The 21,655-nt window shown below is 71.5% G+C and carries 14 protein-coding genes and 1 tRNA gene; 5 read left to right on the plus strand and 10 right to left on the minus strand.

All coding sequences use genetic code 11. The annotated features are described in order from the left end of the window. Positions 1-6: 6 nt before the first annotated feature. The 10 genes from NIE111_RS28480 to argS all read right to left on the minus strand — a co-directional run bounded on the left by NIE111_RS28480 (position 7) and on the right by argS (position 18,401). The gene (locus tag NIE111_RS28480) at positions 7-3,501 is read right to left on the minus strand and encodes a phosphodiester glycosidase family protein (protein WP_238687361.1); all 3,495 of its coding nucleotides are present in this window, start codon (positions 3,499-3,501) and stop codon (positions 7-9) included. A 197-nt stretch (positions 3,502-3,698) separates the two neighbouring features. Beyond that, entirely contained in the window at positions 3,699-5,873 is a 2,175-nt protein-coding gene (gene rho / locus NIE111_RS28485; protein WP_238687362.1) for a transcription termination factor Rho, read from the minus strand. A gap of 296 nt (positions 5,874-6,169) precedes the next feature. Continuing rightward, positions 6,170-7,114: a homoserine kinase gene (gene thrB / locus NIE111_RS28490; RefSeq protein WP_238687363.1), complete on the minus strand. Its 945-nt coding sequence runs from the start codon at positions 7,112-7,114 to the stop codon at positions 6,170-6,172. 64 nt (positions 7,115-7,178) lie between these two features. Continuing rightward, positions 7,179-8,423 carry an MFS transporter gene (locus NIE111_RS28495; protein ID WP_238687364.1) on the minus strand — a complete coding sequence of 415 codons (1,245 nt, stop codon included), beginning with the start codon at positions 8,421-8,423 and terminating at the stop codon, positions 7,179-7,181. Positions 8,424-8,434: 11 nt separating this feature from the next. Beyond that, positions 8,435-9,253: a polysaccharide deacetylase family protein gene (locus NIE111_RS28500; protein WP_238687365.1), complete on the minus strand. Its 819-nt coding sequence runs from the start codon at positions 9,251-9,253 to the stop codon at positions 8,435-8,437. A gap of 159 nt (positions 9,254-9,412) precedes the next feature. Next, complete coding sequence (locus tag NIE111_RS28505) at positions 9,413-12,691, minus strand: efflux RND transporter permease subunit (RefSeq protein ID WP_238687366.1); 3,279 nt, start codon at positions 12,689-12,691, stop codon at positions 9,413-9,415. Positions 12,692-12,832: 141 nt separating this feature from the next. Next, positions 12,833-13,882: a threonine synthase gene (gene thrC / locus NIE111_RS28510; protein WP_238687367.1), complete on the minus strand. Its 1,050-nt coding sequence runs from the start codon at positions 13,880-13,882 to the stop codon at positions 12,833-12,835. Between the two features lie 139 nt (positions 13,883-14,021). Continuing rightward, the gene (locus NIE111_RS28515; RefSeq protein ID WP_238687475.1) at positions 14,022-15,338 is read right to left on the minus strand and encodes a homoserine dehydrogenase; all 1,317 of its coding nucleotides are present in this window, start codon (positions 15,336-15,338) and stop codon (positions 14,022-14,024) included. A gap of 8 nt (positions 15,339-15,346) precedes the next feature. Continuing rightward, positions 15,347-16,732 carry a diaminopimelate decarboxylase gene (gene lysA, locus NIE111_RS28520; RefSeq protein ID WP_238687368.1) on the minus strand — a complete coding sequence of 462 codons (1,386 nt, stop codon included), beginning with the start codon at positions 16,730-16,732 and terminating at the stop codon, positions 15,347-15,349. A gap of 1 nt (position 16,733) precedes the next feature. After that, positions 16,734-18,401 (minus strand): arginine--tRNA ligase, encoded by a 1,668-nt coding sequence (gene argS / locus NIE111_RS28525; protein ID WP_238687369.1) that lies wholly within the window; start codon positions 18,399-18,401, stop codon positions 16,734-16,736. A gap of 97 nt (positions 18,402-18,498) precedes the next feature. Between argS and NIE111_RS28530 the strand changes: the two genes are divergently transcribed. The 5 genes from NIE111_RS28530 to NIE111_RS28550 all read left to right on the plus strand — a co-directional run bounded on the left by NIE111_RS28530 (position 18,499) and on the right by NIE111_RS28550 (position 21,649). Then, entirely contained in the window at positions 18,499-19,302 is an 804-nt protein-coding gene (locus NIE111_RS28530; protein WP_238687370.1) for a thioredoxin-like domain-containing protein, read from the plus strand. A gap of 8 nt (positions 19,303-19,310) precedes the next feature. Beyond that, positions 19,311-19,979 (plus strand): DUF305 domain-containing protein, encoded by a 669-nt coding sequence (locus tag NIE111_RS28535; protein ID WP_238687371.1) that lies wholly within the window; start codon positions 19,311-19,313, stop codon positions 19,977-19,979. A gap of 267 nt (positions 19,980-20,246) precedes the next feature. After that, positions 20,247-20,939 (plus strand): winged helix-turn-helix domain-containing protein, encoded by a 693-nt coding sequence (locus NIE111_RS28540; RefSeq protein WP_238687372.1) that lies wholly within the window; start codon positions 20,247-20,249, stop codon positions 20,937-20,939. Positions 20,940-21,029: 90 nt separating this feature from the next. Further along, positions 21,030-21,104 (plus strand) — tRNA-Arg (locus NIE111_RS28545). Positions 21,105-21,190: 86 nt separating this feature from the next. Next, complete coding sequence (locus NIE111_RS28550; RefSeq protein WP_238687373.1) at positions 21,191-21,649, plus strand: hypothetical protein; 459 nt, start codon at positions 21,191-21,193, stop codon at positions 21,647-21,649. Positions 21,650-21,655: the final 6 nt, after the last annotated feature.

Below are 21,655 nucleotides of genomic sequence, written 5' to 3' on the forward strand. Positions count from 1 at the left end.
GACAGTTCACCCGGTGACGGTGATGGTGGCCTCGGCACGGACGCCGTTGACCTCGACCGCCAGGCGTATCGGCGCGCCGGGCCGCAGTGCGGTCAGGGTGCCGGTGGCCGGGTCGAATCGGGCGGTGTGCCACTGGCGCACCCCGGCCGCCGAGCCGACGTGCACTCCCGGCGAGGCCGACCAGTCGGCGCTGACCGGTGCGACCACCGGGACCGTACGCCCGCCGGGCTGGGTCAGCGTGGCGGTGACGGCGGCGGGGGTGCCGACCGCGACGCCGGCCGGGGCGGTCACCGTGAGGCGGTCGGCGTGCGCGTGGAACTCCGCGTCCACCCAGGGCGGGCCCTCGGCGAGCGGGTTACGACGGGCCCGGTCGGCCTCGGCCGGGGTCACCGGATCCACGCCGAACTCCGTCCACCCGGTGAAGCCGCCCTGGTCGGCGGGGGTGGACGGTGTCTTGCCCGCGTTGCCGTTGATCACGTACGGCACCCCGTCCACCCGGTCGGCGTGGAAGGTCCCGACGTGCCCGCCCACGAACAGCGCGCCCTTGCCGGTGCGGTGCTGGAAGTCGGCCAGCCACTGCTCCAGCAGCGCTGCCTCCTTGCGGTCGCCGAGTTGGCTGGCCTGCGCCGGGCTGGGGTCGCGCGGCGGGTGGTGGTGCAGGACGACCACCGAACCCACGCGCCGGTCGGTGGCCGCCGCGTCCAGCGTCTCCCGAAGCATCCGTACCTGGTCGAAGCCGCCGCCGCGCAGCGTCCCGGTGGACGAGTTCAGCGTGACGAACCGGGTGCCGTTGTGGTCGAACACCCGGGAGGTGGCGCCGAACGCGGCAGCGAAGTTGCTGATCGGGGCCCCCATGATCTCGTGGTTGCCGGGCACGTAGTACCAGGGCAGCGCGTCGCCCAACTCCTCGTCGAGGATCCGCCGGGCCAGCGCGAAGTCGGCCGGGTAGGCGGTGTCCACGAAGTCGCCGTTGATCAGGAGGAAGTCCGGCCGGGCCGCCCGCACCTCGCGCAACGTCCGCCGGGCCTGGGCGACCAGGTCGCTGTCCGGGTCGGCGGCGACGAACTGGGCGTCGGAGAGCACCGCGAACCGCCACGGCGCGCCGTCCACGGTGCCGTCGCGGACCACCACCCGATCGGTACGCGGGGCCACCTGCGGCACGTCGACAGTCGGGGGCACCTTAGCCACCAGGTCGTCGATGATCACCTCGCTGGTGTACTGCGCCGCGGCGTTCGTCTCGGCCACGTAGAAGCGGCGTACCCGCACCGGGTACTGCACCCCGGCCGGCACCGCGAACTCCACGTACCGCCAGCCGGTCCAGGTGATCAGTGGACCGCGCAGCACGTGTTGGGTGTCCTGGGCGTCGTGCAGGTGCAGACTGGGCCACTCCCCGGTGCCGTTGCCGTGGATCCACATCCCGAAGGCCTGCGGCTGACCGGGCACCTCGATCCAGGCGGGTGGGTCGGCGTACGCGGCCCGCGTGCCGGTGGACTGGCTGAAGTCGTACGACATGCGCAGACCGGTGCCGGTGTGTCCGGGCGCCGGCGCGACCGAACCGCTGGCGCGGGCCTGGCTGAACCGCCAGGACGTCGCGTCGTCGAAACCGGCGACCGGTACGTCGGTCAGCCCGACGGTGACCGGCAGGACAGCGCTCGTGCGTCCGACGTGAACGGTCACCAGGCCCGAGCCGGTGTCCCGCAACGCGGCGATGGACAGGTTGCCGTCCCCGGTCGGAGTGATCCGCAGCAGGTCCCGGTCGTAGTCGACTGTGAGGTCGGCCGGCTCGATCGGCGCGGTGTTGCCCTCGGCGTCGTACCCGACCACGCCGATCGTGGCGTTGCCGTCCCGACCGGTCAACCCGACCCGCGGCTCGGTGGTGCCGATCCGGGCCAGCGGGCCGAGCACTGTGAGGTTCAGTGAGCCGGTGACCCGCCCCCGTGCGGCGGTGACCGTGCTGGCCCCCGGTGCGCCGGCGCGGAAGACGCCGTCCCTGTCGACCCGGCCGCGTGCCGCCGGGGTCACCCGCCAGGTGGGGGCGCCCGCCGCCGGGCCGTACGTCTCGTCGTAGCCGGATGCGGTGAGGGTGCGGGTCAGCCCCGGGAAGACCCGGTCGGGCCGCCCACCTCGCACCGGTGAGACGCCCGGGGCGGCGGTGGGGTCGCTGGCCGTCTCGACCCAGTAACCGGTGAGTCGCCCACTGCCCTTCGGGGCGTAGATGGCCAGGCCGTTGGGCACGGCCCGCTCGCTGCCGTCGGAGGGGCCGTTCTCCAGCTGCACGTCGGGCGCGCCCGGCTCCCGGGCCAACAGCGTGGACGATCCGCCACCATCCAGGTTGAGCGCGTGATGGGCGCCCAGCTCGGCCATCATCCGGCCCATCTCGGTCTGCGTCACCCCGCGGCTGTCGACCTGACGGCCGTCCACCGTCAGCATGATCATTTTTCGACCGTCGGCGCTGAACCCGACGGCGGTGCGGGGGGCGAGGGTCGGGTCGGCGATGGTCTGCACGACGCCGTCGCGGACCAGGACGTTGCCACCACCGACCGCCGCGTGCAGGGTGCTGCCGTCGGAGGGCTTCGGCCGCCAGGCCACCGTCACCGGGTCACCGGGGCGCAGGCCGGCCAGCGCGTCCGCGCCGAGATCGCGCCCGAGCAGCACGGTGCTGCCCGCGACGATCGGGCCGCTACCGGCCACGCTTCCCACCGCAGCCACCCGACCGTTGGTCACTGTGACCTCGACCACCCGCGCCGCGCCCTCCACGGCACGCTGTCGGGAGTACGTCCCCCACAGCTCGGTGAAGGCGCCGATGCCGTCGGCCTGCACCATGTTGTTGAACTGGGTCAGCGGGACCGGCCCGGTGGGCAGTGTGGCGCTGCCGTCGAAGTTCACCTCGATCACTCGCCCGAGGCCGTTCGTGGTGACCGCCACCGCGTTGCGGTGACCGCTGACCCCCGACTGGATCAGCTCGCCGTCGCGGACGCCGACGCCCTGGGCGGCACCGGAGTTGTTGATGTCGAAGAAGTCGCCGTTGACGGCGGCGACCGCGTGCGACTGGTCCACAGCCTTTCGCAGCGGCTCGGCCCGGCTGACCGCGCCGGAGTTGACGTAGTCGACGGTGGAGCCGCCGGCCAGGTCGGTGGTGAGCGCGTCGGCGCGCAGCCAACCCTCGGCGTCGTACCTGTCGAAGGACGTCAGCTGCACGCCCGGCGCGACCGGCCGGGTGGCAGTAGTGGTCTCCAGCCCGCCGGCCGGCTCCAGACCACCAGCGCCGGCGGTCGGGGCGGTCGCGACTGTCGGGGCGGCGGCCAGGCTGACCGAGCCGGCCGGGCGGGAGGACGCGGGCGGCGCGTCCTCGGCGATGGTGGGTGAGGCCACCGACGGTGGGGCCACTGTGGGCGGGTCGATGGTGGGTGCGGCGGTGGCCGGCGGCGACAGGGCCAGGGCGAGCAGCGGCGTCAGCAGCAGGACGCCAGTGCGGCGGGCGGATCGTCTGCGGGTACGCATGGACGACAGTCAACCCGGCGATGAATAGAAGTTTCAATACCTCTCGACTGAACCGAAGGAAAATTCCATCACCGCGCGGCGCGGGCGTCATCTCCCGCCCGCTGCGGCTCCCGCCGACTGCCGGTGTCGGGCCCGGGAACATGACGAAGGGGCACGGCCGCGATGGCCGTGCCCCTTCGATCGTCACCCGGGGATGGTTACTCCCCCGGCGTCGACTTCGCGATCTGCATCAGGAACTCGATGTTCGTGCGGGACTGCTTGAGCCGGTCCAGCAGGAGATCCATCGCGGCCTGCGAGTCCAGCGAGTGCAGCACCTTCCGGAGCTTGTGGATGATGGCCAGCTCTTCCGGTGCGAGCAGGACCTCTTCCTTACGCGTACCGGACGGGTTGATGTCGATGGCCGGGAAGGTCCGCTTGTCGGCGATCTTCCGGTCCAGCTTCAACTCGGCGTTGCCGGTGCCCTTGAACTCCTCGAAGATGACCGTGTCCGCCATGGACCCGGTCTCCACCAACGCCGTGGCGATGATGGTCAGCGACCCGCCGTTCTCGATGTTGCGGGCCGCGCCGAGGAAGCGCTTCGGCGGGTACAGCGCGGTGGAGTCGATACCACCCGACATGATCCGACCGCTGGCCGGCGCCGCCAGGTTGTACGACCGACCGAGCCGGGTCACCGAGTCGAGCAGCACGACGACGTCGTGTCCAAGCTCGACGAGGCGCTTGGCCCGCTCGATGGCCAGCTCCGCCACCGTGGTGTGGTCCTGCGGCGGACGGTCGAACGTGGCCGCGATGACCTCGCCCTTGATCGACCGCTGCATGTCGGTGACCTCTTCAGGCCGCTCGTCCACCAGCACCACCATCAGGTGGCACTCCGGGTTGTTGCGGGTGATCGCGTTCGCGATCGCCTGCAGCACCATCGTCTTACCCGCCTTGGGCGGAGACTGGATGAGTGCCCGCTGGCCCTTGCCGATCGGCATGACCAGGTCGATGACCCGGGTGGTCAGGATGTGCGGCTCGGTCTCCAGCCGCAGGCGCTCCTGCGGGTAGAGCGGGGTGAGCTTGTAGAACTCCGGACGACGCCGGGCCTCCTCGGGCTCCATCCCGTTGATCGTGTCCAGCCGCATCAGCGGGTTGTACTTGTCGCGCCGCTGGTCGCCGGTGTTGCCGCCCTCGCGGGCCGCGCGCACCGCACCGGTGATCGCGTCACCGCGGCGCAGGCCGTACTTCTTGATCTGGGACATCGAGACGTACACGTCGTTCGGGCCGGCCAGGTAACCGGTCGTCCGCACGAAGGCGTAGTTGTCGAGCACGTCGATGATGCCGGCCACCGGGACGAGCACGTCGTCCTCGTTGACCTGCGGCTCACGCCCGCCGGTGTCGGCACCGGTCTCGGTGCGCTCGCCGCGCCCGCGGCGACGGTCCCGGAAACGGCTGCGCCGGCCGCGCCGGCCGCCACCCTCGTCGTCGTCGTCGCTGTCCCGCTCGGCACGCTGACCACGGTCGTTGCGGTCGTTGCGGTCGCCGCGGTCGGGTCGGTCGTTGCGCTCGGCCCGCTCACCCCGGTCGGAACGCTCGGTCCGGTCGTTGCGCTCGCCACGATCGGCACGCTCGCCCCGGTCGTTGCGCTCGGTCCGCTCGCCACGCTCGGCACGCTCGGTCCGCTCGCCACGCTCAGTCCGCTCGCCACGCTCGGTCCGCTCGCCACGCTCGGTCCGCTCGCCACGGTCGGCACGCTCGGTCCGCTCGCCACGGTCGGTCCGCTCGCCACGGTCGGCACGCTCGGTCCGCTCGCCACGGTCGGCACGCTCGGTCCGGTCGGCACGCTCCGGACGCTCGGCCCGCTCGCGGCGGTTCTCGCCACGGTCGGCCCGCTCGCCGGCTTCCGCCTCGTCGGTACGCGTCTCGGTCGCCGGCGTCTCGGTCGCCCGCGCCTCAGCGGGGCGAGCCTCGGTGGCACGGGCCTCTGCCGTTGCGGTCCGGCTCCGCCGGGTACGGCTACGGCCCTCGGTCTCGGCGGCCGGCTCGGCCGGCGCCTGCTCGGCACCGCGTCCTTCGGCTGCCGGCCGGTCGGCGGTCTCCCGCACCTCGGCGCGCACTCCCTCACGGGTCGGGGCGGCCGCGGCCGCGACCTCGGCCCGTGGTCGAGGGGTCCCGGCGGCGTTGCCGCCCTGCCGCTCGGAAATCGCGGCGATCAGCTCGCCCTTGCGCATGCGAGCCGTGCCGGAGATGCCGAGCGACGCAGCCAGGCTCTGCAGCTCTGGCAGCAGCATCGCCGACAGACCGGTGCCGCTACGCCGACGACGGGCGGGAGCGGCTGCGGTGGCATCGCCAGCGACGTTGGAAACATCCGACGTCACGTCGGTGGTGTCGCTCAATGGATTCCTTCCCTCGATAGGCCGGGACTGCCCGGAGTCGGAGCTCAGGTGGCCGGGCGGCCTCGGTGCACCCGCCTCGCAAGGACGCGTCGCGGGAGTCTGTGACACAGCAGCCGGTCGGTATCCCGACTCACCAACGTCGGTGAGCAGGTCTCGCCGTCTGCGGCGACCTGTGGAAACTGCGGTGCGGCGTGGGCCTTTGGCAGGGGTAGACGGGCTGACCGCCGAGAGCTTCGGGGGTGCGCCGCCCCGCAGGAGATCGCGTGCTTCGCGGCTGTGCTAGGTCTAGAGCGTAATCAACTCTTCCGACCTGCGGCAACAGGGTCCCGCTCGGCGTGTCCAAGTCTACCCCGTGCGACCCGCGCGCCGCTGACGTCTATCGGTAACTGCCAGATCTCCCAGTCTGTTCCCACCGGGAAGCCCGCTGGAGGCTGGCTGAGCGCCAGCACGGTCGGCCCCGCCCCACTGACCACAGCTGCCACACCGGCCGCTCGCAACGCGCTGACCAGGGCAGATGTGCCTGGCATCCCGGCTGCGCGGTAATCCTGATGGAGTCTGTCGACGGTGGCCGACAGCAGCAGGGTCGGGTCCGTGGTGAGCGCGTGCACCAGCAGCGCTGCCCGCCCGGCGGTCAACGCGGCGTCACCGTGCGGCACTGTTGCCGGCAGAGCCGCCCGCGCGGTCGCTGTCAAACCGCGTTCCGCCGGGACGAAAACAGTGGGCCGCACCGCTGCGGCGACCGGCAGGGAGACCGCCCGGGCGCCGCCCGACTCGGACCAGGCCACCGTGAAACCGCCGAGCAGGCACGGCGCCACGTTGTCGGGGTGGCCCTCGATCTCGGCGGCCAGCCGCAGCGCGCCGGCGTCGTCGAGGTGGTGCTCCCCATCGACGACCAGGGCGCGGGCCAGCAGCACCCCGGCGACGATCGCGGCGGACGAAGAGCCCAGCCCACGTGCCTGGGGGATCCGGTTGACGCACTCCACGCTCAGCCCCGCGGGGTGGGCCCCGAGCACGTCGAACGCGGCACGCATGGCCCGCACCACCAAATGCCGGTCGTCGTCGGGCAGTTCACCGGCGCCCTGCCCGGTCACCGTCACCCGAACACCACCCGAGGCGACCTCGGCGGCCACGTCGTCGTAGAGCCCGAGGGCGAGACCCAGCGCGTCGAAGCCCGGGCCCAGGTTGGCGCTGGTCGCCGGGACGCGGACCCGGACCGGCTCGGCGGTGAAGTTCGTCGGCACGCGCTCATGCTAGGGCCCGGGACCGACGAACCGGTCCCGCGCCCGCTGCCTGGGATCGCCGAGTTCAGCCGGCCGGGTCCGGGACCGGCTCGACGGCCGGATCGGTGAGCGACAGCCGGCGGGTGGCGATCCGCCAGCCGACCGCGTACACGAGGGTGATCAGACCGCAGCCGGCGAGCACCACCCGTTCGTCGACGGAGTCCACCACCAGGGCCACCGCCAGTTGGCTCACCGAGATCGCCAGCGTCGCCAGCATCATGTCGGTGGCGAAGACGCGGCCCCGCAACCGGTCCGGAACTTCACCCTGAAGGGCGAAGTTCGACATCACCCAGTTGCTGCCGCCCGCGAAGTGGGCCACGAAGACCAGCAGCAGCACCAGCGGAAACCATCGCACCACCGAGGTGCCCAGGTAGGCCAGACCGTAGAGCGACATGGACAGCGCGAGCCCGGGAAGCAGCCACGCCCGGTTGGTCAACACCCGGCGCATCAGGATCGGCCCCACCAACGCTCCCGCGCCTCGTACCGCGAAGAGCAGGCCGGCGCCGAGCGGACCGACGCCGTACACGCCGGCCAGCAGCGGAAACACCGTCAGCACGCCGTTGCCCAGGCCCACCGCCGACTTGACGGTGACCAGCGCGAGCACCCGGGGGCGGTGACCGATGTAGCCGAGCGCCTCGCGGACCGCCGACCAGGTCCGCTGGGCCGGTTGGTCGGCGTCCCGGGGCGCCTGCAACGGCCGGCGGATCCGGGTGGCGAGGGTCGCGGCCGCCGCGAGGCCCGCCGCCGCCACCCAGAAGCAGACGTACGGGCCGGCAGCGGTGCTGAGCACACCGCCGAGCGAGGCGCCGACCACCGTCATGGTGCCCCAGGCCGAGCCAGCGATGGCGTTGCCCGCGGCGAGTTCGTGCGGCTCCAGCACGTTGGGCAGCGCGGCCTGGGCGGCCGGCGAGTAGAACGCCTTGGCGACCGCCACCACGCCGATCGCTACCAGTGCCAGCCACGCGGTTGCGGCGTTCCGCACGCCGAGCAGCAGCAGCACGCCCACCAGCGCGGCCACGTTCGCGGCGATCATGACCTTCCGGCGGTCGAAGCGGTCGGCGATCGTGCCGGTGTACGGCAGCAGCAACGCCACAATGCCGGTGTCCACCGCCAACACCAGCGCGCCCCAGACGCCACTGCCGGTCAGGTGCGGTAGCAGCACCAGCAGCGGCACCATGACGAACCAGTCGGCACCGAAGACCACCAGCTCGGCGAGGAACAGGTTGCGGAAGCTCCGATTGCCGGTCAGAACCGAGAGGGTGGACGCCACGGAGCGCGACCCTACCCGGTCGTCGTCGAAGCCATACCCGCTCCCAGCAGCGCCGAGACCGTGACGAATGTGTAGCCACGCGACCGTAGCCCGTTGATCATGTCGGGCAGGCCCCGCAGTGCGACCAGCCGCCTTCGCGCCCCCACATCGTGACCGAGCACTATCGTTCCCGGTCGAACCTCGGCCATGATCCGTCGGGCGTGACCGGCCGGATCGTGAGGGAACTCACGCTCCACCATCTGCAACGACCAGAGCACCAGCCGATAGTCCAGCCGAGCCGCCGCGTGCAGCACCGCCCCGCCCAGGTGGCCGTACGGCGGGCGGAGAAGCGCCGGCGGCACCCCGGTCAGGTCGGCGATCGCGTCGTGGCTGCGGCGCAGGTCGTCGTACGCCTCGGCGGCGTCCAGGTCGGCCAGGTCCCGGTGCGCCCAGCTGTGGTTTCCCACCTCGTGCCCGTCGAGCCGGTCGCGGACGACGTCGGCGTGCCGGCGGACCTGCGTCCCGACCATGAAGAAGGTAGCCGGGACCCGGTGCTGGGCCAGGGTGTCGAGCACCATGGGGGTCCACTGTGGCGCGGGGCCGTCGTCGAAGGTGAGGGCCACCAGGCGCTGGTTGGTCCGCCCGGACCAGACGACCTCCAGCGCGCCGGAGCTGACCTTCTGCTGGCCGTTACCGAGGGTGGCGCTGGCGGGGCCGCCGGCGATCGGCATCCGGCGATGCGTGATCCGCCACGCCTCGGACGTCCCCGCGCCGATGGCCATACCGCCCGCCACCAGCAGGCCACGGCGCAGCAGATCGCGCCGCCCCCATCCGCTTGCGCCCTCGGCCATCCGCCCGCCCCACTTCACCCACACCCCCCACTCACCCACAAAGAGTATGCAAGAAGTTACACAAAGTATGGGGTGGGCGAGTCGGAGTGTTTTCGGTCGAACGAACCTGAAACGCCCCCGGCGAAAATCCGCCGGGGGCGTTCCGAAACGCGCTGCGACCTACTCGGTCGGCTCCGCCGGAGGCAACGGCGAGGTACGGCTACGCGGTAGCCGCAGCACCTCGAACTGGTCCGTGCCCTCCACCAACGCGGCCGACGGCGCGGGTCGCCCGGCCGGTCGCACATCCTCGGCCGCGACCGGGGCGGGCGCGCCGCTCGGCACCGCTACCTGGTTCGGCGCTGGCACCTCGTCGGTCTCCGTCGTGGTCACCGTCGACCCTCCGGAGCGCCGCCGTGCGCGCCGACCCCGCAGCGACTCCTTGGTGTGCTCCACCATCGTGTACAACGTCGGCACCAGGATCAGCGTGAGCAGCGTCGAGCTGAGCAGACCACCGATCACCACGACCGCCAGCGGCTGAGAGATGAAGCCGCCCTCACCGGTCAACCCGAACGCCATCGGCAGCAGCGCGAAGATGGTCGCCACCGCCGTCATCAGGATCGGGCGCAGCCGGCGACGGCCACCTTCGACCACCGCCTCCCGGACCCCCATGCCCTGCGCCCGGTACTGGTTGATCAGGTCGAGCAACACGATCGCGTTGGTCACCACGATGCCGACCAGCATCAGCACACCGATCAGCGCCGGCACACCGAGCGGCGTCCCGGTGACCAACAGCAGACCGATGGCGCCGGTCGCCGCGAACGGGATGGAGATCAGCAGGATCAGCGCCTGCGTGAGGCTACGGAACGTGGCCACCATGATCAGGAAGACGATGGCGATCGCGGCCAGCACCGCCAGGCCCAGGTCCGCGAAGGCATCCGCCTGATCCGCGCTGACACCACCGATGGTGAAGCTCGCACCCGGCACGTTGATGCCGTCCAGCCGCTTCTGCAACTCCGCGCTTGTCGCGCCCAGGTTCGAGCCGGTCGCCGCGCCGGTCACCGACACGCTGCGCTCACCGTCGATGCGGGTGACCTGCTGCGGCCCCTCGCCCTGGGTGACCTGCGCGATGTCGCCCAGCTTCACCGGACCAACCGGCAGTGCCCGCAGCTGCTCCACTGTCGTCGGCGGTTGCGTGCCCGACCGCAGCACCACGTTCTGCTGCTGGCCGTCGAGCGCTACCTGACCCAGCGGCGCTCCCCGGAACGCCTGCGACACGAACTGCCCCACGGCGGCCTCGGTGAGCCCGACCCGACCCGCGGCGACCCTGTCGACCACCACGTCGACCCGCGGCACCCGCGCGGCCAGGCTGGTGGAGACGTCCTCGACGTCCGGGACGCCGGCCATCGCCGCCCGCGCCTCCTCGGCGGCCCGGGTCAGCGCCTCCGGGTCGCTCGCCTGGACGATCACCTCAAGCTGGCTGGTCGACGCCTCCTGCCCGCCACCGAAGCTGATCTCGCCCACACCGGCGCCGAGCTTGTCGAACTCCTTGCGCAGCACCTCACGCATCTGCTTCGCGTCGGTGTCACCGTCGAGCGCCAGCGACCAGCTGGCGACGTTGTTGCCGCCGCCGCCCGCCCACGGGTTGTCGCCACCGCCCGCTGTCACCTGGTACGTCTCGACGCCGTCGGTGCGGGACAGCACCGACTCGACCTGCTTGGCCGCCGCGTCGGTGGCCGCCAGGCCACTGCCGGCCGGCAGCTCCTGGCTCATGTTGAGGGTGTCCTGGCCGGAGTCGTCCAGGAAGTTGGTCTCCAACTTCTGCGCCAGACCGAAGGTGCCGAAGAGCACCAGCAGGCCCAGCCCGACGGTGATCCAACGGGTCGACCGCTTGCGGGTGGCGAACCCGATGACGGGCAGGTACGCCCGCTGCAACGGGCTGCGCAGCTCCTTCTCCTCCGCGGCGTGCCGTACCGCCTCGTCGTCCGCGGTGCCGCCGCGCGGCTTGAGGAACCAGTACGCGAGGACCGGGATCACTGTCAGCGACACCAGCAGCGAGGCGAGCAGAGCCACCGTCACGGTGATCGCGAACGGCGCGAAGAGCTGGCCCACGAACCCGCCGACCAGCGCGATCGGCGCGAACACCGCCACCGTGGTGAGGGTGGACGCGGTCACCGCACCGGCGACCTCCCGGACACCGGTGATGATGGCGTGCCGCTTCTCCTCGCCGTACTCCAGATGTCGTTTGATGTTCTCCAAGACCACGATCGAGTCGTCGACCACCCGACCGACCGCGATGGTCAACGCGCCGAGGGTGAGCAGGTTGAGCGAGTAGTCGCCGATCCACAGGGCGATCAGCGCCACCAGCACGGAGAGCGGGATGGAGACCGCGGTGACCACCGTCGAGCGCACCGACAGCAGGAAGACCAGGATGACGATGACAGCCATCACCAGGCCCAGCAGGCCCTCCGTGGTCAGCGACTCGATCGACTTCTCGACGAACGGCGCCTGGTCGAAGACCACGGTCAGCTCCGCGCCGGAGGCGTCCTTCAGGTCGTCGAGCCGGTCCCGGATCTCGTGCGAGATCTCCACGGCGTTGCCGTCCGGTGCCGCGGTGACAGCGATACCGAGGCTGTCCTTGCCGTTGGTCCGGGTGATCGCCGTGGCCGGGGCGAGCTGCTGCTCGACAGTCGCCACGTCACCGAGGCGAACAGGCGCCGCGGCCGGGGCGACCACGATGCCGCGCAGCTCCTCCAGGGTGGAGATCGGCGTGCCGACCTGCACCGGGAGGGCCAACGCGCCGTCGGTCACCGCGCCGGCCGGAACCGCCACGCCGTTTGTCTTCAGCGCCGCGCCGATCGCCGTCGGCTGGATCTTCGCGGCGGCCAACTTGGCCGGGTCCGGGGTGACCACCACGACGTCGTCGCGGGTGCCGGTCACCTCGACGGTGCGTACCCCCTCGATGCCCTCCAGCTCCGGCACCACGGTCTCGCGCAGCTTCTCGGCGAGCGCCCGCTCGTCCGCAGCGCCGGCCGCGGCCAGCACCACGGCCGGCAGGTCGTCGGTGCTACCCGCGATGACCTGCGGGTCGACGCCCTCCGGCAGCTGGGCGTCGATCCGGCTCAACGCGGTCTGCATCTTGTTGACCACGTCGTCGAGGTCGGTGCCGAACTCGTACGTCACCTGGACGGTGGCCGCCCCCTCGCGGGAGGTGGAGGTGACCTGGTCCAGCCCCGGGATGCCCTGGAGGGCGTTCTCGATCGGCTCGGTCACCTGCGACTCGACGATCTCGGGGCCGGCGCCGGGGTAGGGAGCCACGATGAACGCGGCCGGGAACTCGAGCGACGGCAGCAGTTGCTGCTTCAGCGACGGCACGGCGAACACTCCGAACACCGTGGTCACCACCGCGATGAGGGCAATCAGCCCTCGGTTGGCGAGGCTGAATCTGGCGAGCAGCGACATCGGCCTGGCTCACTCCTGAACGAGAATGCGGGCGGGGATACCCGAAAGTGTGCCGGACTCGCATACCTCGGCCCCCGCCGCCCCCGGGCCGTCGCGCCGCCCAGCTACCCGCCGTCGATCACCACCCGGACGGTGGCGCGCTCAGGCCAGGTCGAGGGCGCGCGCCGCGGCCAGCGGGTCGTTCGCGATGGTCACCGGCGCCGGCGCTGTGGAGATCGCCCATTCCGGGTCCTTCAGCCCGTGGCCGGTCACCGTGCAGACCACTGTCGAACCGGGCGGCACCGCGCCCGCCGCGGCCTGCTGCAGCAGGCCGGCCACGCTGGCCGCGCTGCCCAGCTCGACGAAGACCCCCACCTCACGGGCGAGCAGACGGTACGCGGACAGGATCTCCCGGTCGGTCACCGACGCGATCAGGCCACCGGAGGCGTCCCGGGCGTCCAGTGCCTTGGTCCAGCTCGCCGGGTTGCCGATCCGGATCGCCGTGGCGATGGTGGACGGCTCCGGCACCACCTGACCGGTCACGATCGGGGCCGCCCCGGCGGCCTGGAAGCCGTACATCTTCGGGGTGCGGGTGGTGGCGCCGGCGGCCAACTCCTCCCCGTATCCCATCCAGTACGCGGAGATGTTGCCGGCGTTGCCGACCGGCAGGCAGTGGATGTCGGGCGCGTCACCGAGCGCCTCGACGATCTCGAAGGCGGCGGTCTTCTGGCCGTGCAACCGGTCGATGTTCACCGAGTTGACCAACGCGACCGGGTAGTCCTGGGCGAGCTTGGCGGCCGTCGCGAGGCAGTCGTCGAAGTTGCCGTTCACCTGGAGCAGCTTCGCGCCGTGCACCAGCGCCTGGGCCAGCTTGCCCAGCGCGATCTTGCCCTGCGGCACCAGCACGGCGCAGGTCAACCCGGCCCGGGCCGCGTACGCCGCGGCGGAGGCGCTGGTGTTGCCGGTGGAGGCGCAGATGATGGCCTTGTTGCCGGCCTCGACCGCCTTGGACACCGCGAGGGTCATCCCCCGGTCCTTGAAGGAGCCGGTCGGGTTGGCGCCCTCCACCTTGAGGTGCACGTCGCAACCGAGCCGGGCGGACAGCACCGGCGCCGGCAACAGCGGGGTGTTGCCCTCGTGCAGCGTGACGACCGGCGTGGCCGCGGTGACCGGCAGCCGATCCCGGTACGCCTCGATCAGACCCCGCCACATGTCGTTCTCCTCGCCTCTACCGCCGCGCCCACCCGATTGTCAGGGCCACCTTGGACCAGCCTGCTGGAGTGGTCAACGGCACACCCTGGCTTACCCACCTGGCGGGACGCACGAGCCGTCCCGTCGATGATGCAACGACTCAGGCGTCGCCCTCGACCCGCAACACACTGGTCACCGACCGGACGATGTCCAGACCGCGCAGCTCACCGACGGTCGCGGCGAGCGCGGCGTCCGGTGCCACATGCGTGACGATGACCAGCTCGGCGTCGCCGTCGCCGTCGCGGCCCGCCGGCCCGCCCGCCGAACCCTGCCGCACCGTCGCGATCGACACGTCGTGCCGGGCGAACACGCTCGCCACCGAGGCCAGCACACCCGGGCGGTCGGCCACGTCGAGGCTCACGTGGTAACGGGTCAACGCCTCACCCATCGGCCGGACCGCGAGGTCCGCGTACGCGCTCTCGCTGGCCGCGCGCACCCCGGCGAGCCGGTTGCGGGACACCGCGACCACGTCACCGAGGACCGCGCTGGCGGTGGGCGCGCCACCGGCGCCGCGACCGTAGAACATCAACTGGCCTGCCGCGTCCGCCTCCACGAAGACCGCGTTGAACGCGTCGCCGACGCTGGCCAGCGGGTGGCTGCGCGGGATCATCGCCGGGTGTACCCGGACGCTGACCGTCTCCCGGCCGGTGGAGTCGACACCCCGGGCCGCGATGCAGAGCAGTTTGATCGTGCAGCCCATCGCCTGGGCGCTGGCCATGTCCGCGGCGGTCACCTCGGTGATGCCCTCGCGGTGCACGTCGGCGGCGCCGACCCGGGTGTGGAACGCCAGCGAGGCGAGGATCGCCGCCTTCGCCGCCGCGTCGAAGCCCTCCACGTCGGCGGTCGGATCGGCCTCCGCGTACCCCAGGGCGGTGGCCTCTTCGAGGGCCTCGGCGAAGCCGGCGCCGGTCGCGTCCATCGCGGAGAGGATGAAGTTGGTGGTGCCGTTGACGATGCCGGTGACCCGGTTGATCCGGTCGCCGTGCAGCGACTCCCGTAGCGGACGCAGCAGCGGGATTGCCCCCGCGACGGACGCCTCGTAGTAGAGGTCGCCGCCACCCTCGGCCGCCGCCTCGTGCAGGGCCACGCCGTCCTCGGCGAGCAGCGCCTTGTTGGCGGTGACCACGCTCTTGCCGGCGCGCAGCGCCTCGACCAGCCAGCTCCGGGCCGGTTCGATGCCGCCGATCACCTCGATCACCACGTCCACGTCGTCGCGCTTGATCAGGCCAAGCGCGTCGGTGGTGAAGAGGTCCTCGTCGACCGGCAGGTCACCCCGGTCGCGGCCGAGCCGACGGACGGCGATGCCGGCGATCTCCAGCGGAGCGCCGATCCGCGCGGTGAGGTCGGCGGACTGCTCGTGCAGCAGCCGGACCACCTCCTGGCCGACAGTGCCACAGCCGAGCAGCGCCAAGCGCACAGGTGACGTCATCCCACATCCAAAGCCAGCAGGTCGTCTTCGGTTTCCCGCCGGACGATCAGGCGCGCCTGGCCGTCGCGCACCGCGACCACCGGTGGCCGGGGCACATGGTTGTAGTTGCTGGCCATGCTTCGGCAGTACGCACCGGTGCCGGGCACTGCGACAAGATCTCCGGGCTGCACGTCGGCGGGCAGGAATTCATCCTTCACCACGATGTCCCCGGACTCGCAGTGCTTTCCCACCACGCGGGCGAGCAACGGCTGCGCGGTCGAGGCCCGCGAGGCCAGCGTCGCCGAGTAGGACGCGTCGTAGAGGGCGGTGCGGATGTTGTCGCTCATCCCGCCGTCGACACTGACGTACGTCCGGAGGCCGTCGAGGTCCTTGACAGTGCCGACCTCGTAGAGGGTGAACACTGCCGGCCCGACGATGGCCCGGCCCGGCTCGATCGACAGGTGCGGCACGGCCAGGTTCTCCGCCGCGCACTCCGAGTCGACGATCTTGCGAAGCCGCTTGGCGAGATCCTGCGGGGTCGCCGGGTCGTCCTGGGTGGTGTACGCGATGCCGAAGCCGCCGCCCAGGTCCAGCTCGGGCAGCTCCACTCCGCGCGCGTCGCGGATCTGCGCCTGAAGGGCGAGCACCCGCCGGGCCGAGACCTCGAAGCCGCTGGCGTCGAAGATCTGCGAACCGATGTGCGAGTGCAGACCACGCAGCTCCAGCACGCCCTCGTCGAGGATCTTGAACGCGGCGTTGGCGGCGGCACCGCCGGCCAGCGAGAAGCCGAACTTCTGGTCCTCGTGGGCGGTGGCGATGAACTCGTGGGTGTGCGCCTCGACCCCCACGGTGACCCGGACCAGCACCCGGGGCCGGACCCCGCGCTCACGGGCCAGCGCGGTGAGCCTGTCGATCTCGGTGAACGAGTCGACGATGATGCGGCCCACGCCGGCGTCCAGCGCCCGGCCCAGCTCGGCGACCGACTTGTTGTTGCCGTGGAAGCCGATCCGCTCCGGCGGCATCCCGGCCGACAGTGCGGTGGCCAGCTCACCACCGGTGCAGACGTCCAGGTGCAGCCCCTCCTCGGCGATCATCCGGACCACAGCCCGGCAGAGGAACGCCTTGCCCGCGTAGAACACGTCCTCGGTCGGGAAGGCCGCCCGGAAGTCGCGGCAGCGCGAGCGCAGGTCGGCCTCGTCGAGGACGTACACCGGGGTGCCGAACTCGGCCGCGATGTCGCGCACGCTCAGGCCCGCGACGGCGACAGCGCCGTCGGCGCCGCGCGTCACCGACCGCGGCCACAGCGCCGGCACGAGGTCGTTGACGTCGGCCGGGGTACGCAGCCAGGCCGGCCCCTGGTTGCTGATGTCCGCGTGCAGCGCACCAGCCTCATGAGCCCTCATGTCACATCCTCTCGGGTGCGGAGACGCCGAGCAGGTAGAGGCCGTTGGCGATCACCGTGCGGGTGGCGTTGTTGAGCCAGAGCCGAGCGCGGTGCAGGTCGGTGATCTCCTCGTCGCCCAGCGGCAGCACCCGGCAGTTGTCGTAGAACCGGTGGTAGGAGGCGGCCACGCTCTCCTCCAGGTAGCGGGCCACCCGGTGCGGCTCCCGCAGCTCGGCGGCCGTCGCCACCACAGCGGGGAACTGCGCGAGCGCCTTGAGTAGCTCGTTCTCCTTCTCGTGGTCGAGCAGTTCGGGGCGGAACCCGTCGGCGTCGCCCGGAACCAGCCCCACCTCGGCGGCGTTGCGGGCCACGCCCGCCGTCCGGGCTGCCACGTACTGCACGTAGTAGACCGGGTTGTCGCGGGTCGCCCGGGTCCACAGTTCGATGTCGATGTCGATCGGGGAGTCGCTGGAATAGCGGGCCAACGCGTACCGGGAGGCGTCCACGCCGATCGCCTCGACCAGGTCCTCCAGGGTGATCACCGTGCCGGCCCGCTTGCTCATCCGCATCGGCGCGCCGTCGCGCAGCAGGTTGACCAGCTGCCCGATGAGGATCTCCAGGTTGCGCTCCGGGTCGTCGCCGAAGCAGGCGGACATCGCCTTCATCCGGCCGATGTAGCCGTGGTGGTCGGCGCCCAGCATGATCACGACCCGCTCGAAGCCGCGCTCGCGCTTGTCCAGGTAGTAGGCGCAGTCCGCGGCGAAGTACGTCCACTCGCCGTTGGACTTGCGCAGCACCCGGTCCTTGTCGTCGCCGAAGTCGGTGGTGCGCAGCCAGGTGGCGCCCTCGGACTCGTAGAGGTGGCCCTGCTCGCGCAGCCGGTTCAACGCCAGGTCGAGCTCACCCCGGTCGTGCAGGTCCTTCTCGTTGAAGTAGGTGTCGAACTCCACCCCGAAGTCGCGCAGCGAGGAGCGGATCTCGTCGAACATCAGCGCGACGCCCTCGACCCGGAAGACCTCCTGGGCGGCGTCGTCGTCGAGCGAGCGCACTTCCGGCCGGCGGGCCTGCACCTCGGCGGCGATCTCGGCGATGTACGCCCCGCCGTAGCCGTCCTCCGGCGCCGACTCACCCTTGGCGGCGGCGAGCAGCGACCGGGCGAACCGGTCGATCTGCGAACCGGCGTCGTTGAAGTAGTACTCCGTGCCGACGTCGGCGCCGGTGGCCCGCAGCAGCCGGCTCAGCGCGTCACCGACGGCCGCCCAGCGGACCCCGCCGATGTGCACCGGCCCGGTCGGGTTGGCCGAGACGAACTCCAGGTTGATCTTCTCGCCGGCGAGACGGTCGCTGCGGCCGTACTCCGCGCCGGTCTCCACGATCACCCGCGCGAGCTGACCGGCCGCCGCGGCGTCGAGCCGGATGTTCAGGAAGCCCGGCCCGGCGATTTCCACCGACTTGACCCCTGGTGCCCGGCCCAACTCGTCGGCCAGGGCCGTCGCCAGCTCCCGGGGCGGGACGCCGACCTTCTTGCTCAACTGCAGTGCGAGCGTCGAGGCGTAGTCGCCGTGCTCGGGGTTGCGCGGTCGCTCCACCACGGTGCTCGCCGGCAACGCGGCGCGATCCAGCCCACGCTGCTCGAAGACGGCGTGGGCGGCGGCAAGGACGACCGAGGCTAGTTCTGCAGGAGTCACCCAACCATGTTATCGGGGGTAGACTCGGGCACTCGGCGGCTCCCCTGCGCGTCATCCGGCCCGCCACTCCCCTGACCGACCGACTTGACGAGGCACGATGAGCATCAGCACCCCGGGTGGCCCTGAGCGCCGCCCGACCGTGGTCAGCACCGGCAAGAAGCCGGCCGCGGGCCGGCCGGCGTCCGGCGCCAAGGCCGGTTCCGGCAAGCCGACGGGCACTCCCCGGTCCGGGGGCAAGGGCCCGCGCAAGCCGGTCACCCCGGTCAAGGTGAGCCAGGGCCGCGCGTGGGGGCCGATCGCGCTCTTCGTCGCGGTCGGCGTGCTCGCGGCCGGCATCATCGGTTACGGCGCCTGGGCGTCGTTCCAGGGCTCCAAGCCCTGGGACAAGCGGGCCAACGCCATCGAGGGCATCGTCAACATCCGCAAGACCGACAAGACGAGCCTCGACTACGAGTCGCACAAGTCGGGCCCGCTGACCTACAAGTACTCGCCGCCGGTGGGTGGGGTGCACAACGCCGCCTGGCAGAACTGCATGGGCGACGTCTACGACGCCCCGATCGCCAGCGAGCACGCGGTGCACAGCCTGGAGCACGGCGCGGTGTGGGTCACCTACCGCCCGGACCTGCCCAAGGACCAGGTCGACAAGCTCGCCGGCAAGGTGCGCGGCGTCGAGAAGATGCTGATGAGCCCGTACGAGGGCCTGGACAAGCCCATCTCGCTGCAGGCCTGGGGCTACCAGCTCAAGCTCGACAACGCCGACGACTCGCGGATCGACGAGTTCATCAAGGACCTGCGGGTGAACGCCTCCGTGGAGGGCCCGACGGCGCTCTGCAACACCGGCATCACCGCCACCGGCACCACGCCGCGTGAACTCCAGCAACAGCAGCAGCCCACCCAGTAAGGACGGCAATGACCGCTCCGGCAACCACCGACAGCGAGCACGACGAGATCCCGGCCGCCCTGGACGAGGGCGGCCGGGCCCCGGCGTCGCGCTACGGCGTGCTGGCGCTCGCCATCATGCTGGTGGTGGGGCTCCTCCTCGGGTACGCGGGCGGTCTGCTCACGCCACGGATCACCCGACCCGGTGACGCCTCGGTCGAGGCGGGCTTCGCCCGGGACATGACGACCCACCACGCGCAGGCGGTGGAGATGAGCCTGATCGCGTACCGGTCGGCGACCCTCCCCGAGGTGCGCCAGATCGCCGTCGACATCGCCACCGGGCAGCAGGGCGAGATCGGCGCGATGCAGACCTGGCTGCGCGAGTGGGGCCTCAGCCCGACCGGGTCGAACCCGCCGATGTCCTGGATGTCCGACGGGGCCACCGTCAAGGACGGTCTGATGCCGGGCATGGCCACGCCGCAACAGATGACCGCCCTGCGCGAGGCCCAGGGCATCGAGGTCGACAGGCAGTTCCTCACCCTGATGTACAACCACCACCTGGGCGGCATCCACATGATCGACGCGGCACTCGGCGCGACCGACAACGCCGAGGTGGTGCGGGTGGCCAACACCATGAAGAACACCCAGCAGACCGAGCTGAACAACCTCCGGCAGCTCCAGGCGCAGGCCAAGGGCTGACCGAGCGGACTGGCGCACCCGGCCCGCGTCCCCGCCGATCAGAGGCGGTGACGCGGGCCGCTCCGTGTCGACTCCAGAGCGCCCGCCGGCTCGGCCCCTGCCAACCGCTGGCGCAGCCCCGGCCCCCATGCCGAAGCCGCCGTGTATGACCTGAAAACCCCTCTCGCACCTTGTGGGCGTTTTGCGTAACACAGGCGATTACGTTGCTTAGAGAGTTTTCTCCCCACATATCGTGACCAGTTGCGATTCGGGCTCGTTGCCCAAGACGTGGGGGTTGCACTCAGAGACGCACGGCGTTCGGTAACCAGTTGGTGCCGACGCCACACCATCGGTGGTGACGGGGCGGTGGCAGCCGTCCGTCGCGGACAGCGGCAGGGCGAGCCGGGATTGCTCAGCCGCGAACAGGAACTCGAGTTGATCGACACGCTGCGGGGCGTCCATCCCGACGAGTTCGGCCTGGACGAGGAGCTGTGGACGCGGCAGAGCCTCACCACGCTCATCCAGCGGCGCTTCGAGCTGCCGCTGGACGCTGGCGCGGTCGGGGCGTACCTGCGGGCCTGGGGGTTGGGTCCGCGGGAACCGCGTGAGCGGGCCTGCGGGCTCTGCGTCAGCGCTGTCGAGCGTTGGGTCCGCAGCGAGTACCCGGGGATCACCCGGGCCGCCCAGGAGCACCTCGCTGAGGTCTACTGGATCGGCCGGGTCCGGCTGCGCGGCACGATGCCGGCCGCCGACGTGATCTCCGCCGTCTCGTCCCGCGGTCGGGTGCGCTTCATGATCACTACGCCGACGGTGGACCCGCCGCTCCCCCGCGACTTCGTGCTGCGGCTCAGTGGCGAGGAGCAGCGCACCGTCCACCTGATAGTGGACGGCTCCTGGCCGCGCAACGAGTGGCCGCGCCGGCTCCCTCGACGAATCGTCCTGCACCCGCTGCCCAGCTGCGGGCGGGCGGTAGCCGCCTGAGCACCGGGTGGGCCGGTCCGACACGATCGGCTCACCCGATACCGATTCGGCGTACGCAGGGGAGGTTTGCTAGTCTTCTCCAGTCGCTGAGCCCCCGTAGCTCAGGGGATAGAGCACCGCCCTCCGGAGGCGGGGGCGCAGGTTCGAATCCTGCCGGGGGCACCAAGATTGACCAGCACGAGAGGCTCCTGACCAGAAATTCGGTCAGGGGCCTTCATTGTTTTGGCGGAACACCCACCAGAATGTCGATCATGCTGTTTCTCGGTCTGCTCCTCTCCGCGCTGGGTGGGGCTGTCATCGCGACCGCCCTCACCGTCAGTGGATTCCGCGCGATGGTCAGGAAGAACGAACGGTCGGGTCGCCTCCGCGCTGCGGCGCTGCTCGTCGGCGCGGGTGCCGTCGCCCTGTACGCCTGGGGTCTGCTCCACCTCGCCTACGCGGTGATGCAGGCCGAGGACGGCGGTGCCGGATCCGCCCCGGTCGGCCCCTGTCGCGAGGCCGGACCACAGGTGGCGAGCCTGGTCGTCGGTTACGACGTCAGCTTCCTGCCGATCCACTTCGAGTGCCGCCTCAGCGGTGGCGGCTCCTACGTCACCTCGTCCGTGCCCGGGTACGTCAACCAGGGCACGGCCGGCCTCGGTCTGGTCGCCGCCGCCTGCGGAGTCCTCGCCAGCACGACGGCTCGGCGCACCCGACAAGCGGTGACGTGAATGGCG

The organism is Micromonospora hortensis (assembly GCF_022230935.1).
Classification (GTDB): domain Bacteria; phylum Actinomycetota; class Actinomycetes; order Mycobacteriales; family Micromonosporaceae; genus Micromonospora; species Micromonospora hortensis.

What these genes read in the sequence shown, in the direction of transcription:
- NIE111_RS28480 (WP_238687361.1), bottom strand. Translation starts at nt 3,501, where the DNA reads ATGCGTACCCGCAGACGATCCGCCCGCCGCACTGGCGTCCTGCTGCTG.
- NIE111_RS28500 (WP_238687365.1), bottom strand. Translation starts at nt 9,253, where the DNA reads ATGGCCGAGGGCGCAAGCGGATGGGGGCGGCGCGATCTGCTGCGCCGT.
- NIE111_RS28505 (WP_238687366.1), bottom strand. Translation starts at nt 12,691, where the DNA reads ATGTCGCTGCTCGCCAGATTCAGCCTCGCCAACCGAGGGCTGATTGCC.
- thrC (WP_238687367.1), bottom strand. Translation starts at nt 13,882, where the DNA reads ATGTGGCGGGGTCTGATCGAGGCGTACCGGGATCGGCTGCCGGTCACC.
- lysA (WP_238687368.1), bottom strand. Translation starts at nt 16,732, where the DNA reads ATGAGGGCTCATGAGGCTGGTGCGCTGCACGCGGACATCAGCAACCAG.
- NIE111_RS28530 (WP_238687370.1), top strand. Translation starts at nt 18,499, where the DNA reads ATGAGCATCAGCACCCCGGGTGGCCCTGAGCGCCGCCCGACCGTGGTC.
- NIE111_RS28535 (WP_238687371.1), top strand. Translation starts at nt 19,311, where the DNA reads ATGACCGCTCCGGCAACCACCGACAGCGAGCACGACGAGATCCCGGCC.
- NIE111_RS28550 (WP_238687373.1), top strand. Translation starts at nt 21,191, where the DNA reads ATGCTGTTTCTCGGTCTGCTCCTCTCCGCGCTGGGTGGGGCTGTCATC.